Annotated in this window: 14 protein-coding genes and 1 pseudogene; 1 reads left to right on the top strand and 14 read right to left on the bottom strand. The window is 63.5% G+C overall.

All coding sequences use genetic code 11. The annotated features are described in order from the left end of the window. Positions 1-19 precede the first annotated feature (19 nt). From AB7535_RS09420 to AB7535_RS09375, 10 genes and pseudogenes are all read right to left on the bottom strand, one after another. Positions 20-760, bottom strand: coding sequence for a branched-chain amino acid ABC transporter ATP-binding protein (locus AB7535_RS09420; RefSeq protein WP_085404131.1), 741 nt, complete (start codon positions 758-760; stop codon positions 20-22). Continuing rightward, positions 753-1,523, bottom strand: coding sequence for an ABC transporter ATP-binding protein (locus AB7535_RS09415; RefSeq protein ID WP_085404132.1), 771 nt, complete (start codon positions 1,521-1,523; stop codon positions 753-755). The genes AB7535_RS09420 and AB7535_RS09415 overlap by 8 nt, the downstream gene beginning before the upstream one ends. Beyond that, positions 1,520-2,506 (bottom strand): branched-chain amino acid ABC transporter permease, encoded by a 987-nt coding sequence (locus AB7535_RS09410; protein ID WP_439037375.1) that lies wholly within the window; start codon positions 2,504-2,506, stop codon positions 1,520-1,522. The genes AB7535_RS09415 and AB7535_RS09410 overlap by 4 nt, the downstream gene beginning before the upstream one ends. 43 nt (positions 2,507-2,549) lie before the next feature. Further along, positions 2,550-3,422, bottom strand: coding sequence for a branched-chain amino acid ABC transporter permease (locus AB7535_RS09405; protein WP_439037308.1), 873 nt, complete (start codon positions 3,420-3,422; stop codon positions 2,550-2,552). A 21-nt stretch (positions 3,423-3,443) separates the two neighbouring features. Further along, positions 3,444-4,631 (bottom strand): ABC transporter substrate-binding protein, encoded by a 1,188-nt coding sequence (locus AB7535_RS09400; protein ID WP_439037307.1) that lies wholly within the window; start codon positions 4,629-4,631, stop codon positions 3,444-3,446. A 607-nt stretch (positions 4,632-5,238) separates the two neighbouring features. Continuing rightward, the gene (locus AB7535_RS09395) at positions 5,239-5,982 is read right to left on the bottom strand and encodes an SDR family NAD(P)-dependent oxidoreductase (protein ID WP_439037306.1); all 744 of its coding nucleotides are present in this window, start codon (positions 5,980-5,982) and stop codon (positions 5,239-5,241) included. A 42-nt stretch (positions 5,983-6,024) separates the two neighbouring features. After that, positions 6,025-6,819, bottom strand: coding sequence for an SDR family NAD(P)-dependent oxidoreductase (locus tag AB7535_RS09390; RefSeq protein WP_439037305.1), 795 nt, complete (start codon positions 6,817-6,819; stop codon positions 6,025-6,027). Between the two features lie 37 nt (positions 6,820-6,856). Continuing rightward, positions 6,857-7,195, bottom strand: a complete 339-nt coding sequence (locus AB7535_RS09385; protein WP_439037304.1) for an NIPSNAP family protein — start codon at positions 7,193-7,195, stop codon at positions 6,857-6,859. A gap of 24 nt (positions 7,196-7,219) precedes the next feature. Continuing rightward, positions 7,220-8,451 (bottom strand): annotated as a pseudogene (locus AB7535_RS09380) (ABC transporter substrate-binding protein). Positions 8,452-8,517: 66 nt separating this feature from the next. After that, positions 8,518-10,221 carry an FAD-dependent oxidoreductase gene (locus tag AB7535_RS09375; protein ID WP_439037303.1) on the bottom strand — a complete coding sequence of 568 codons (1,704 nt, stop codon included), beginning with the start codon at positions 10,219-10,221 and terminating at the stop codon, positions 8,518-8,520. A 183-nt stretch (positions 10,222-10,404) separates the two neighbouring features. Between AB7535_RS09375 and AB7535_RS09370 the strand changes: the two genes are divergently transcribed. Then, positions 10,405-11,292: a helix-turn-helix domain-containing protein gene (locus tag AB7535_RS09370; RefSeq protein WP_439037302.1), complete on the top strand. Its 888-nt coding sequence runs from the start codon at positions 10,405-10,407 to the stop codon at positions 11,290-11,292. 29 nt (positions 11,293-11,321) lie between these two features. Here the strand turns inward: AB7535_RS09370 and AB7535_RS09365 are convergent, their stop codons facing one another. The 4 genes from AB7535_RS09365 to AB7535_RS09350 are packed head-to-tail and all read right to left on the bottom strand — an operon-like array spanning position 11,322 to position 14,981. After that, the gene (locus tag AB7535_RS09365) at positions 11,322-12,152 is read right to left on the bottom strand and encodes a sugar phosphate isomerase/epimerase family protein (protein WP_439037301.1); all 831 of its coding nucleotides are present in this window, start codon (positions 12,150-12,152) and stop codon (positions 11,322-11,324) included. Beyond that, on the bottom strand, positions 12,149-13,042 hold the full coding sequence (locus tag AB7535_RS09360) for an NAD-dependent epimerase/dehydratase family protein (protein WP_439037300.1): 894 nt from the start codon (positions 13,040-13,042) through the stop codon (positions 12,149-12,151). The genes AB7535_RS09365 and AB7535_RS09360 overlap by 4 nt, the downstream gene beginning before the upstream one ends. Before the next feature lie 20 nt (positions 13,043-13,062). Next, positions 13,063-13,929 (bottom strand): IclR family transcriptional regulator, encoded by an 867-nt coding sequence (locus AB7535_RS09355; protein ID WP_439037299.1) that lies wholly within the window; start codon positions 13,927-13,929, stop codon positions 13,063-13,065. Next, entirely contained in the window at positions 13,926-14,981 is a 1,056-nt protein-coding gene (locus AB7535_RS09350) for a Gfo/Idh/MocA family protein (protein ID WP_439037298.1), read from the bottom strand. Before AB7535_RS09350 ends, AB7535_RS09355 begins: the two co-directional genes overlap by 4 nt. Positions 14,982-15,036: the final 55 nt, after the last annotated feature.

Here is a 15,036-nt window from a genome sequence, read left to right as displayed (position 1 = left end):
GTCAAGCAGGCGCTCCTTGTCAATGTTCGACATCGGTCTCGCCGCGCATGCGGCCGGTGAGGAAGAGTTCGCCGAGCTCGTCGTGGGTGATGTCGGCGGGACGGCCGTCCCAGATCACCTTGCCGAGCCGCAGGATGACGGCGCGCTGCGCCACCGCCATCGCTTTCTTGGTGTTCTGCTCGACGAGCAAAATGGTCTGGCCGGCCGCGTTGATCCGCAACAGCTCATCGAAGACGATTCCGATCGCGGTCGGCGACAGACCGACAGAGGGCTCGTCGACCAGAAGGATCTTTGGCCGCTGCAGCACCGCCATCGCAACCTCGAGCAACTGCTGCTCGCCGCCGGACATGTTGCCGGCCAGCGAGTTGCGACGTGTCTTCAGGATCGGAAAGAGATCGTAGACATAGTCGCGCTCGGCCTTCACCCTGCTGTCGCGCAGCGTATAGGCCGCCATCTGAAGGTTCTCGTCGACCGTCATGACCGGGAAGTTGCAGCGGCCCTGCGGTACCCAGGAGATGCCTTCGGCGAGGATCGCGCGAGATTTCAGGGCAGTGATGTCCTTGCCCTGCCAGTCGATGCTGCCGCCCTTGACGGTGGTCATACCATAGAGCGTCTTCAGCAGCGTCGACTTGCCGGCACCGTTCGGCCCCATCAGGGCGACGAACTGCCCCTGGGGCACGTCGAGATCGACGCCATTGAGGATGTCGAGCGAGCCGTAACCCGCGCGCAGGCCTTTAATTGAGAGAGAAGGTTCAGCCACCGAGATAGGCCTCCCGCACCGCCTGGTTCTGGACGATTTCGTCGGGTGTTCCTTCCGCGAGCTTACGCCCCTGGTCGAGCACGACCACGCGCTTGCACAGGCTCGTGACCACGTCGATGTTATGCTCGATGATCAGGAAGCTGACGCCGAAGGAGGTATTGGCGAGGCGGATGCTCTCGACCACACGCTCGATCAGCTTCGGATTGATGCCGGCCATCGGCTCGTCGAGCAGGATGAGCTTCGGTTCCGGCATCAGCATCGAGGCGAACTGGATCAGCTTCTGCTGGCCGCCGGAGAGCTTGCCCGCGGGCTGGAACCGCACGTCCCAGAGCCCTGCGATCTTGATCAGCTCGCGCGCTCGCTCGCGCAGCGCCGCGACGCGATTGCGGGCCGCGGCGCCGATTCCGAAGGTCGACAAGATACCGGGGAAGGTGAACATCTGGCCGGCGATCACGAGGTTCTCCTCGATGTCGAGCGCAGAGAACACCACGGTCTTCTGGAACGAGCGCAGCATGCGCCCCTCCCGCGCGATGTCGTTCAGCGACCAGCCGGTGATGTCCTGACCGTCGAGCTTCACCGCGCCCGCACTCGGCCTCGCGAGCCCGGTCACGCAATCGAAGAAGGTGGACTTGCCCGAGCCGTTCGGGCCGATGAGACCGCAGATCTCACCGCGATCGACGTGCAGGTCGACGCCATCGACCGCGCGCACTGCGCCGTAGGATTTGCAGAGGCCAGAGATATCGAGAATTGGCAGGCCGGTCATTTGCGCCTCTCGAGGAATGACCAGAACCGGCCGATCAATGGCGCGAATCCGCTCGGGAACCAGAACACGAGCCCGAGCAAAAAGAAGCCACAGGCAATCATGCGCAATTCCGGCGCCACGCGTAGGGCTTCCGTCAGGCCGACAAACATCAAGCTGCCGAAAATGACGCCCGAGATTGTCCCCGCACCTCCGCCGAGCACGATGATCAGCATCGTCGTCGAGTAGTACATCTGGAAGGTCAGCGGGCTGACGACCGTCAGGTAATGCGCATAGAGGCTGCCGCCGAGGCCGGCGAAGGCGGCGCTGATCATGAATACGACGAGCTTGTAGTGCCAGGTCGGGATGCCCACGGATTCAGCGAGCGTCTCGTTCTCGCGAATGGCGATCATGTTGCGGCCGGCCGGCGATCGCACGATCAGATAGATCGCCAGTGTCGCCAGGGCAGCGATGACGAGGACAAGATAATAGAAGCCGACGGTTCCGGAGACCGTGAACGAGGCCGGCCCCAGCGCGAAGTAAGGCTTGGGAATTGCCGCCAGCCCCATATCGCCGCGCGTCAGGCTGATCCAGTTCTTGGCGATGGCCTGCCCGATGATGACGAAGCCGAGCGTGCACATCACGAACGACGTCGCACGCAGCCTCAGGGCTGGAATTCCGAGTGGCGCCGCAACCGCGCCGGTCACGAGGCCGGCGGCGAGGAAATTCAGATAGAACGGCGTGCCGAAATGGACTGCCAGCAGCGCCGAAGTATAGGCCCCGATGCCGAAGAACGCCGCCTGCGCCAATGACAGAAGACCGGTGTAGCCGAGCAGCAGATTGAGACCATGGGCCGGCAACAGGAAGATCAACGCAATGATGATCGCATGCATCGGATAATTCCCGAGGAACAGCGGCGCGACGCAGGCCAGCGCGATGAGCGCGAGGCCAAACGGAATACGGAGATCCCGCCCCGTGGCCGCAACCGGGCTTTCGGCTGGTGTCATGGTCTGCTCTCGGACGATCTCAGTCATGTCACATCCATGGCGATCAGAAGCGCGCCTGCGCGGAGAACAGCCCATGCGGACGCCACATCAGCACCAGCATCAGGGTCGCAAAGCCCACGGTGTCGCGGAACTGCAGTCCGACATAAGTCGCGACCAGGCTCTCCGCGATGCCGAGGATCATCGCCGCCACGAACGTGCCGCGGACGTTACCCAACCCGCCCATGATAATGATCGGCAGCGTCTTGAACGTGATGAGCTCCCCCATGCCGCCGTAGACGCTGACGTTCACGGGCGCTGTGAGCACGCCTGACAGGCCGGCCAGCGCCGCGCCGAGGATGAAGGTCCAGAGCGCGATATGGCGGACGTCGATGCCGACCACCGCGCAGCACTCGATGTTCTGCGAGACCGCCCGCATCGCCTTGCCCATCCGGCTATAGGTGACCATCAGCTCGAGGCCGACGAACACGATCAGGCCGATGACGATGATCAGGATGCGCTGCTCGACCAAAGTGAAGCCGAACAGAGTCACCGGCTCGATATAGCCGCCGGAGAAGAACTTGTAGCCGCCGCCAAAGACCAGGATGACGGTGTTCTGCAGGATCAGGGCGACGCCCAGCGTCGCGAGCACGCCGGCCTCGGCCGGCGCCCCCACGATCCGCTGCATCACGAAGTTGCCGACCACCACGGCGATCATCGCGGTGGCAACCACGCCGATCACGACCGCCACCGGATACGGCAGATCGAAATACTCGATCGCGAACCAGGCCCCGAAGGTGCCGAGCATGTAATATTCGCCATGTGCAAAATTGATGGCGCGCAGCACGCCGAAGATCATCGTCATGCCGACGGCAACGATCGCATAAACCGATCCGGATACGATGCCGTTAACAATCTGCTCGATGATCGTATAGAACATGTGGTCTGCCGTCCCGTTGCCTTACTTGGGATAGTCGATCTCGGCCGAATAGGCTCCTTTGATGGCCGGCTTGCCGTTCTCGATCTCGAGCAGGATCATCGGCAGGCGCGCCTGATTGTGGTCGTCGAAGGTGACTTCGCCGACCGCGCTCGCATAGTGGATATTGGAGAGCGCGGTACGAACCTTCTCGCGGTCGATGCTCTGTGCCTGCTCGATTGCCTTGGCCAGAAGATGCGTCGTCTCCCAGTGCACATAGGCGTGATTGTTGGGCGCTTCGCGATACTCGGCGGTGAACTTGTCGACGAAGGCCTTGCTCTTCTCGGACTCATAGGCCGGAAGCCAGGCCGCGGCCTCGATTGCTCCCTCGAGCGCCTTCGGCGCCGCCTTGATGGAGCTCGCTGTATTGAACTCGGCGTTGCCGATCAGGGGGATCTTGCCGGCAATCCCGGTTTCGATCATTTGACGACCGACGATGGGTGTAGAATCGGCATTGCCATACATGATGATGGCCTGGGCGCCGGAATCGCGAATCTTGGACAGGACGCTGCGGAAATCGACCTCGCCTTCCTTGTAATAGTCTTCCGTCAAGATCTGACTCTTGAAGCGCGGCAGGTACTTCTTGGTAAACTCAATGGCCGCACGCCCGTAGTCGGTGTCGACCGATAGCACGGCGTATTTGGTAAATCCCTTCTTCTCGGCGGCGTATTGCAGCACGACGAGGGCGCGGTTTTCGTCGGTCGGATAATTACGATAGGTCCATTTGAATCCGCCGACGCCCGCCTTGTAGGTGATCTTCGGATTCGACGAGGCGGCATTGAGGAGAAGCACACCGGCGTCCTCCGCGACCGGCTGCATCGCGAGCGTTACCGAGCTCGAGACGTCGCCAATGATGAAGTCGACCTGGTCCTGATCGATGAGGCGCCGGGTTGCCGAAACACCCTCGACCGGGGTGCCTTGGCTGTCGCCGGCCAGGATGTTGATCTTGCGCCCGCCGACGCCGCCAGCGCCGTTGATTTCCTTCGCCGCCATCTGGGCACCGCGCATCGAGAAGGCGCCGTACCGGGCATTGGGTCCGCTCATCGGCGCGACGAGACCGAGCCTAACCGTCCCATCTTCGCTTCGCGCCGCGAAGGCGCTGGAGGAAGCGGTCTGTAGTCCAATCAGGGCGGTTCCGATGCAAAATCCTCGTCGGCTCAACTCGATGGTCATTTGCCCGCTCCGTTGCTGCTACAAAATGATGCGCCCGCGAACGCCGCCACTTCTGTGGTCTTGCCCTTGGAATTTTTTGCTGCGGCCGACGGTAAAAAATAGATTTACGTTCGATGACAGGGGAAGCACGACTGTCCTCTGCCGCCATAGTGAATTCTTATGGCGCCCCTGAGTTCTGTCGATTTGCCGCGCTCGATATGCAGCTAGCGCGCGCGAGAGGGACCGCTAACAAATGCCCGCTTGAATCACGTTCGCCGTGTGCTCAGTTCCGAACGGCCCCTCTCGCCCCGCGCGCGAACCGGCGCGAACGGCGCTTCTGCTACCCCGCGCCTCGACCGAAATCGTCGAACAGTAAAGGCGGACGAGCAGTCCAGCGCCCCGGTGCGGCGCCACCCGCATCGGAAGGCCTGATCACGTAGCTGTGATGAGATTTTTCTTGATCTCCCGGTGCACACGTCGCGCACACGGCGCCTCCTAACGCATTGAAAAACTTGAACTCTCGCTCCAATCCGTCACGGGCCAGCTTGAGCTAATTTGGGCGTGCGTAACCCAAGCTGATCTACGATCGTCAGCTTTGCCCACAACTCTGCCGGTTCAAGCCGATGGCCTAAATTGCCGTATAGCCACCATCGGCATTGATACATGCGCCGGTGATGATCGAGGCCCTCTCGCTGGCAAGAAAGGCCACGACCTGGGCAATCTCGTCGGGCCGGCCAAGGCGCCCAATCGGCTGGCGCACCAGCATCGCCTGCCGAACCGCTTCGGGGAGTTGAGCCAGTAGCGGTGTGTCGATATAGCCCGGCGAGACGCAATTTGCCCTTATACCTTGCTGCGCGTAAGTCAGTGCGACGGAGCGGGTGAGATTGACGACGCCGGCCTTCGCAGCCGAGTAGGCATTGCTGTTCTCCTGGCCCACATGGGCGAGGATTGAAGCCATGTTGACGATCGCGCCGCCGCCCGTTGCGAGCATAGTGCCGACGGCGAATTTGTTGCAGAGCGCAACACCGGTGAGATCCACATCAATCACGCGTCGCCAATCGGCGAGATCAAGCTCGTGGATAGGCGACTTGCGTTCGGGAATGCCGGCGTTGGCAACGAGAATGTCCATCCGGCCGAAACGTGCAACCGCGACTTGCATTAGTGCCGCAACGTCGGCCTCACGGGTGACGTCGACACGGTGAAACGCAGTCTCGAAGCCGTCAGCGGCAAGTTCGGCCGCGAGTACTGCGCCGCTTTCGACGAAATCGCCGAGCACGACTTTCGCACCCTCGATAACGAACAGGCGCGCGATTGCCGCTCCGATCCCGGAGCCGGCGCCTGTGACGACGGCAACCTTTCCCTGCAGCAGCATCGATCCCTCCTGCCCGGCCAGATAGATTCTCGCCGGCCTCTTTCAGTTCTTCTCAAAACCCGGGCGCGGAATCACGCCCATGATGGTCCTGGTAAAGCCGCCGTCGACGACAATCTCTTCACCGGTGATATAGCCTGCGCGCTCGCTGGCAAGGAACACGGCCGCATCGGCGATATCCGCCGGCTGGCCGATGCGCTGCGCAGGCACCAGTGCGCGCCGTGCGTCGTGGACGCCCGGAGCCTGATAGATCGTTTCGGTCATTGGCGTACGGATCATGCCCGGGCTGACCACATTGCTGCGCACGCCGCGCGGCCCCCATTCCACAGCGAGTTGACGGGACAACATGACGACGCCCGCCTTGGTCACGCTGTAGGCCCCGCTGTAGCTCTGAGGGAAAGACGCTGAAATCGACGCGACGTGGACTATGGCGCCTCCGCCCCGCTCCAGCATCGACTCCCCGAACACCCGCGCGCAGCGCAAATAACCCGTCAGATTGAGCGACAGGATGCGGTCCCAGTCCGTCATAGTCACGATATCGAGGCCGCCGGGCAACATTGTGCCGGCATTGTTGATGAGGATCGCGGCCAGGCCGACCTCCGTGGCCATCTGCTCGGCGACGCGCGCGACGCTGTCATCACTGGTGACATCGCAGGCGAAAAATTCCGCGCGTCCGCCGCTGCCGCGAATTTCCGCCGTGACGGCCGAGCCGGCTTCATCCCGATCGAGCACGACCACGTTTGCGCCGACCGCTGCCAGGCCAAGGGCAATACCGCGCCCGATACCGGCGCCGCCGCCAGTGACCACCGCGACTTTCGACGAAAGATCGATCCAGCTCATACAAGGCTCCGCAGGTTAAACGATGACTGCCTGCGTATCAGGACGGCAGGACAGCCAGGTACGGCAATTCGATCCTGCGGATCAGCCGGTTCTCCTGCGCGACGATGAGATGTTCGGAGGCCTTAAGGTAGGCGGGCCAGTCCGAATCCTTGTCGCGCGCGGCGTGCCGGCGCTCGAACTCGCCCATGTCGGGAAAGCCCCAGAGGTGCACGAACTGATTCAGCGGCCCGACCGCGCTCGTGAATATGCCGAGCGGCCGTCCTAGATATTTGAGCTGGACCGGCATCGCGAGCCGATCGAATACATCGATGAACTCTGCCATCTTTCGCAGCCTTATGGTGTAAACGCGCAAATCAACAATGGCATGGTCGGTCATCGGATCCTCCTCCCCGCAGGGCGATCAGCTACGCACAAGTGCGCAGCTTCCTTCCTCGATGGGCCGGAACGCCTCGGCTGCGCTGAGCGTCGAGACCAGCCTGTAGACGTCTCCGGTCGATTTGCTGTCCGCGGGATTCTTCACCTCGAAGAGATAGGCCGGATGGATCTTGCGCCCGTCGGCGCGGATCGTGCCCTGGCCGAAGCAATCATCGTCGGTCGGCCTCTTCTTCATCAGTTCGACCACCTCGCGACCATTGCGCTTGGCGCGTTCGACGCCGAGTTCCCTCACCGCCTTGAGGTAGTGCAGCACCGAGGCGTAGTCGCCGGCCTGGCTCATATTGGGATAGACATCGGCTGTCAGGCGCGGCTTGACCCGCTTCATGAAGGCGCGAGTGCGGTCGTTCAGATCCCAGTAGAAGGTCTCCGTCAACGAGAGCCCCTTCGCCGTCGACAGGCCCATGCCCATGACATCGGTGACGTAGCCGACAAGGGCCGCCATGCGGGTGTCGCCATGGTCGAGGCCAAACTCCTGCGCCTGCTTCAGACAGTTGATCAGCTCGTTGCCGGAATTTGCAAAGGCGATGACGTTGGCGCCGCTCGACTGTGCCTGCAGCAGGAACGACGAGAAGTCCGACGTCGAACCGAAGGGATAGCGCACCGAGCCAAGCACCGTGCCGCCGGCCGCCTTGACGAATTTTGCCGCATCGCTTCGGCCGCGTGGCCGAAGGCATAATCGGCGGTGACGAAGAACCATTTCGATCCGCCAGTGCGCACCAGCGAGGTCGCGGTGGAGTGGGCGAGACACCAGGAGTCCCATGACCAGTGCACGAGGTTCGCACTGCAGCTCTTGCCGGTCAGATCGGACGAGCCGGCGGTGGTGATCAGCGCAACCTTGTTCTTGTCCTCGATCAGGTATTTCGCGCCGAGCGCGATCGAGCTGTTACCGACATTCTCGATGACGTCGACACCGTCCTGATCGAACCATTTGCGGATGATCGCGAGCCCGACGTCGGCCTTGTTCTGATGGTCGGCCACCAGGATCTCGACCTTGATGGACGGATTGGCCTCCATGAATTCGGCCGCAGCCTGCTGCGCGCATGCGACCGTGGTCGGCCCCGACACGTCGCGATAGATGCCGGACATGTCGGTGATGACGCCGATACGAATGGTTTTGTCGGACTGCGCCCGCGCCAGGCGCGGCGCCAACGTTGCCGCGAGACCTGCACCGACAAAGCCGCGTCGCGTGATATTCATGTCGTTTCTCCCTCAGTCGCCGCACCTTGCAGGCGGGCTCTCGTTGGTCCAGATGGACGATGTGGCTCAGGCTTGCTGGCCGGCCAGATGACGGCCCGTGATGTAGCCGAAGGTCATGATCGGTCCGAGCGTGATGCCGGCGCCGGGATAGTTGCCGCCCATGATCGAGGCGCGATCGTTGCCGACGGCGTACAGTCCGCCGATCGCCGTACCGTCGTGGCGCACCACGCGGCCGACTACGTCGGTGGTCAATCCATCGAAAGTGCCGAGATCGCCCATGATGATTTTCAGCGCGTAGTAGGGCCCGGCGCCGATGGAGGCGACATTTGGATTGGGCTTGTGCTCGGCATCGCCGAGATAACGATTGAAAGCCGTGCTTCCGCGGTTGAACGCAGTATCTACACCATGAACCGCCCCCTGGTTGTACTCGCGAACCGTTCCTTCCAGGCCGTCGGCATCGATGCCCGCATTCGCGGCAAGCTCGCGCAGGGTCGTCCCGCGGGCCAGATAGCCGTTGCGCACGAAGATGCCGACCGGCACCGGCGCCGGCTTGGCGTAACCGAGACCGTATTTCCGGATGGTCGCGTGATCGCAGATCAGCCAGGCCGAGGTTTCCTTGCCGTCGGCGCCATCGGCAATCATCGCAGCGCCAACGTCGTGGTAGGACTCCGACTCGTTGGTGAAGCGGTGTCCCTTCCGGTTCACCGCGATCACGCCGGGCTTGTACCGATCCACGAGATGCGGAAATGCGCCGGTGCGATTGCCGAGCGGCACGCGTGACACCGGCATCCAGGCGGCGGCATTCGAAAAGCGGATATCGCAGTTGCCGCCGACCTCCTCCGCCATGCGGATGCCGTCGCCGGTATTGGCCTCGGGCGTCGGCGACAGATGTTCGCCGCCCCGGGCGAGGTGCGGATAGGCGCGGGCAATTCGTGCCTGATCGTGGGGAAATCCACCACTCGCCAGCACCACCGCGCGACGCGCCGTGATCCGGTACTCGCCATGCTCGCCGCTCACGACCGCGCCCGTAATGCCACCGTTCTGGCTGACCAGCCGCTGCGCCGGCGTTGCCGTGAGCAGCGGAATGCCGAGGTCGAACACGGTCTTGGCAAGACGAGCCGCCAATGCGTTGCCGCTCGTGATCTTGACACCGCGGCGATAGAGGGCGAGATCCTTGATGTGGCTCGCAAGCCGTTTGGCCACGTAGATCGCCGAGGCCAGCGAGCTCGTCACGCGGAAGAAGTGCTTCAATTCGTCGTTCGACGAGTTGAACATCATCCCGATGAAGGTGATGGTCTCGAGCGGCGGCCGCAGCCTGCGGATCTCCTCGCCGAGCGCACGGGCGTCATAGGGCGCCGCCGTGACCGAGCGGCCCAGAATCGCGCCGCCCTCGACGTCCGGATGATAGTCGGGATAGGCGGACAGAACGAACTTTGCTTCGGTCTCCCGCTCGAAGAAATCGAGCATGCGTGGGCCGACGTCGAGAAAGGCGTCGATCGCGGCATCGTCGAAATGATTGCCGGTCTCGTGCTTGAGATAGGTGCGCGCCGCCTCACGGCTGTCCGTGACGCCCGCGTCGCATGCATGCCTGTTGCCGGGAATCCAGAGCACGCCGCCGGAAAACGCGGTGGTGCCGCCGAAATAGCGATCCTTCTCAATGATGATGACGTCGAGCCCGGATTTCTTGGCCGTGATCGCGGTGGACAATCCGCCGGCGCCAGAGCCCACGACCAACACGTCGCACGACAGATCGCGCTGCTGTCCTGGCATTGACGTCTCCTCCGGTGTGGCCTGCTGCCGCTGTCCCGTTGTTGCGTCGGGTCATGCGCAAGCATCTGGATAAGGGCGGACACGACTGCCGCCAATGGACGAAACTCCGTTTGTATTGTACTTTTCATAAGTGCAGGCAACGATTGGCCGTCACTGGCGGGCGTCGCCAAGGGAATTGCCGGCATGATCCCGCACTACTTTTTGTACGAGGAAGCGGTTCCGAAGGTCGAGCCGTCATTCCTTCATATCGAGCCGATCCCGGTGCGCAGCGGTCGCCACGATTGGACAATCCGGACTCATACGCACCCCGATCACCACCAGATTCTGGTGATCAGCAAGGGCGGCGGCGCCATCGAGGTCGAAGGCGTGAGCTGGGACGTGTCGCCACCGTCCCTGGTCATCATCCCGGCGCTCACGATCCACGCCATTCGCTTCAAGCCCAATACCGACGGCTACGTCATCACCGTGGCCCCGCCCTTCCTGCAATCCGCGCTCGACCACGATGCCGACCTCGTCGAAGGCTTCCGCATACCGGTCCGCTTTCTCCCGCTGCAAATCGGCAGCGACATCGACCTTGTCGGCCTGTTCGCCTCGCTCGAGCATGAATTCGTCTGGTCGGCCCCGGGCCGCCGCACGGCCATCAAGGCCTATCTGCAGCTGCTCGCGGTGACCGTGCGCCGATTGCTCGAGCAGGAGCGCACGGGCCCGGTGTCCCGCGCGCGTGACGCCGACACGGTGATGCGCTTTCGCGAGCTGGTCGAACGGCACTATCGCAATCACCCGCCGCTCGATTTCTACGCGTCCAAGCTCGGCGTGACGGCGGCGCGCCTCAATGCCTGTTGCCGCGTCACGACAGGCAAGTCGTCGCTGGCGCTGATCAATGACCGGCTGCTCACCGAGGCCAAACGCAACCTGCTCTATTCCGACATGACCGTAAACGAGATTGGCGCGACGCTCGGCTATGCCGACCCGGCCTATTTCAACCGGTTCTTCTCCCGCAATGTCGGCTTGTCGCCCGGCCGCTTCCGCGACCGCCTGCTGCCGGGCGGGACCCGCGTGGTCGCCGGTTGAACCTCTCGCGGGCAAGCTGCGCTGCGCGATCAGCCATCGCGCGTAAAGGCCAGTCCCTGCCGGCGTAGCGCTTCGGCACCCTCGCCGATGTCCTGAAGCGGCCGCTCCGACAGGATTTCGAGAACGATCTTGCCCCCGTAGGCACGCTGTCTCAGCTCTGCCGCGAGGGCGGCAAAGTCAATCTCGCCGGAGCCGATCGGATCGTGTCGCCATTGCCCTTTCGGACTGTCGGACAGATGGACGATACCGAGATGGCGCCACAGGGTCCTGAGACCCTCGACCGGATCCTCGCCGACCGCAACGGCGTTGGCGACATCGTAGATCACCGGCATGTCAGCATAGCCTTCGGCGTCCAGGAAGCGAACGATATCGGCGGCGCTGGCGAGAAGCCCCTGCGGATGGTTTTCGAGGATGATCGGCACGCCGGCACGCGTCGCCTTGTCATGAATGCGGGCAATGGCATCGCGAAAGCTCGGCATCAGGCGAGCATTCGCCTTGGCGAGCAGCGCGTGCCGGCGTCCGGAACCGACGCAGATCCAGCGGGCGCCGAGCTCGGCCGCACGATCGATGGCGGCCGCATAGGCCTCGACCGCGAAATCGACCACATGCGGCGCCGGGCTTGCGAGATTGATGTCGCTGCTGGCGAGATCGAGTGCCAGCAGGGACAGGCCGTGGCGCTCGATGAGGGCGCGGATCCGCTGCGTCCGCGCGGCGTCCTCAAGCCAGGGATCGAAATGCGGCGGCGTCGCCATCAACTGAATGGTGCGATAGCCGGCAGCAGCGAGCTGTTCGATGGCCTCTTCGGCCGCGCAATCCCAGGCGAAGCCGAAGGTATGGGCACCGAGCACCGGAAGCGTCATCGGTTCATCCGATAGAGCTCGATGGTGCGGCGAATGCCGTCGCGCAACGAGGTGGCGGGCAGGTCGGAAAATACCCGCCGCAGGTCCCCCTCGCCGATGTCCTCGGCGAACGGGAGCACCGGCCCATCGATAGTGATCTTCGCATCGGGGACGACTGCGCGTATGGCCTCGACGATATCGTTGTTCGACGCCACCGCACCGGGCAAATTGAAGACATGCGCACCATCGGGCTCGCGGTGCAGGGCTGCCTCATAGGCGGCGACCACGTCGTCGACAAATACGAGGCCTGCTGTGCTGACATAGGGAAGCACATAGCTCTCGCCCCGTGCCGCCGCTCGGCAGGCGAGCGAGGGACCCGCGGTCAGTCCGGTTTCGCGGCCAAAGCCGTAGACGATGTAAGGCCGGAAGCCGACGCTGGCGATGCCGTGATCCCCCCAGTAAGCGCGCGCGCTGCCCTCGCACGCCAGCTTGAACGCGCCATAATGCGTGACCGGACGCGGCGCCGTGTCGTCGTCGGGGCCGTAGACACCGGCGCTTGAGGTGTACACGATGCGCCGGATGCCGAGCGACTGCGCGGCGTTGAAGACGTTCAGCGTTCCGACCAGGTTGATCATCGCACCTCGCACCGGATCGTCCTTGCACGCCGGCGTCAGGACGCCCGCGAGATGAACGATCGCATCGCAACCTTCCGCGGCGGCCCTCACAGCTTGTGCATCGGCGATATCACCGATGGACCATTGCACCGACGCCGCGGCAGGCCCGACGATCCCGTTGAACTGCGCCGCTCGCGCAACCGGCTCGAAGACGCGAAGCTGATGCCCGCTCTCGGCGAGACGGCGCGCCAGCCACGCGCCGATAAAGCCACCACCACCCGTGATGAGAATCCGCATCGTATTGAAACTCGCGTTGTTCAGGATGCATTCGTGTCGAAGAAGCTGCCATGAGGCCGCCCACTCTGAAGACCAGGCGAGGCGAGCGTCGCCATCGAGAGCTCTTGCGCGGTCTGAAGCAGCGCCGGCGCAAGCTCGAGCATGCGCTCTTCGGTCAGGCGGATGTGCGGACCGGCGATCACCACTGCTCCGGTCACTTCCTTGGTTTTGGGGTGGCGGATCGGCGCCGCGGTCGCACTCATCCAGGGCGTGTAGGTCTGCATGCAGACGCTGACCCCGCGCTTGCGGGTCTGGCGCAGGCATTTCTGCAACGCCGGCCAGTTCTCCGGCGCGCGCGGGCCATAATCCTTGCGCGACCCATAGCCCTGCTTCTCGACGAGCGCCTTCGCCTCGTCGTCCGTGAGACACGACAGCCAGGCCTGACCGCTGGCCGAGCAGGACAGTCGACCGACCTGCCCCATGTCCGGGTCGTACCGGAGACCGGCGGGCGAGCCTTGGGCCTTGGCGACCCAAACAAGCTCCCGCCCGTCGATCATCGCAAGCCGCACCAGTTCGCCGCTCTCCCGCGCCAGGCGATCGAGCAGCGGCTGCGCGAAGTCGGTGATGCCGCTGCCGGCGAGGAACGTGAAGGCGAGCGAGGCAATCTTGGCCGTGAGCTGATAGGCGCCCTGCTCGCGTTCCTGCTTGACGTAGCCGTGCTCGATCAGGCTGGTGAGTACGCGATGTGTGGCACTGCGCGGGATGTGCAGGGAATCGGCGATCTCAAACAACAGCATGCCACGTGCGTTGGTCGCGAGCAGCTCGAGCACACCGAGGGTGCGCTCCAGAAGGCCACTCGGCGCCTCGACGAGATCCGAATTCTTCAGCACCAAGACATCCTGAATCACGATTCCATCTCCTGGTCAGGCCGCACTATCTGACCGGTTTTGGCGGCTTTGTGAACAGCCATTGTGGCCCGCAAGGTCAGCGCACCGTCGCGCGCGGTAATCAACGGCGGTTCCTCGCCACGGACCACCCGCGCCAGATGATCGAGCTGCGCACTGTAGGGATCGCCGCGTTCGAGCTTCACGCTGTCGCGGGTGATCGGGGCGAACCAGCTCTTGCCGGACGTGTAGTGCCAATGGTCGAGCGTCGGCAGCGTGAGCGAGCCTTCGGTGCCGCTCAGGAAATGCGTCTGCACCGCCATAGGCTGCGACGGATAGTTCGGGCTCTCACCGCTGGCAAGATCCCAGCTCCAGGGCGTCGCCGCAGTGTCGCTGAGGTTCAGCGTCACCAACGCACCATTGACCAGGCGCAGCAGGACGGCCGCGCTGTCCTCGACCGCAAAACCGCGCACCGCGCTGGACGCGATGGCTTGAACCGACGCGATCTCGCCGCAGAGATGGCGGATCAGATCGATCTCGTGAATGAGGTTGATAAGCACCGGTCCGCCTCCGGCCTCGCGCCGCCATGCCATCTCGAAATAGTCGGCAGGCTTGTAGAAGGTGTAGAGCACGGTTGCGTTGGTCAGGCGGCCGAGCGCGCCCTCGGCAATCATTGCCCGTGCCCGCCGGATGATCGGATTGTGCCGTCGATGATGCCCGACCAGGACGGGCACGTTGGCACGTTCCGACGACGCCGCGATCGCCGCGGCATCTTCGAGCGTACTCGCGATCGGCTTCTCGACCAGCGGCACGATCCCGCGCTCGATGCATGCGATTGCGAGCTCGCGATGGGTCGCATTCGGGGTGGCGATGATCGCCGCCTCCGGCCTCACCTCACGCAAGAGATCGAGTGGGTCGGCGTACCAGCGCACGCCGAGGCCTTCGGCATAAACCCTTCCTGCTGCTGCAGGCTCGGCGATCGCCGCGAGCGCGCAGGTATCCGACCGGCGCATGGTTTCGACGTGAGCCCGCCCGATCGCGCCGGCGCCGATCACAGCCACGGCGGTCCTGGTCATTACTGTGTCCTCCCACGATTTGGCGCTGCTCCCGCGCGGCTTGTACCACGCACCA

It is taken from the genome of Bradyrhizobium sp. 956_D2_N1_4 (assembly GCF_052076025.1).
In the GTDB taxonomy this organism is placed as follows: domain Bacteria; phylum Pseudomonadota; class Alphaproteobacteria; order Rhizobiales; family Xanthobacteraceae; genus Bradyrhizobium; species Bradyrhizobium barranii.
The sequence above is the reverse complement of the archived record's forward strand: the minus strand, read 5'-3'. Positions and strand labels throughout refer to the sequence as shown.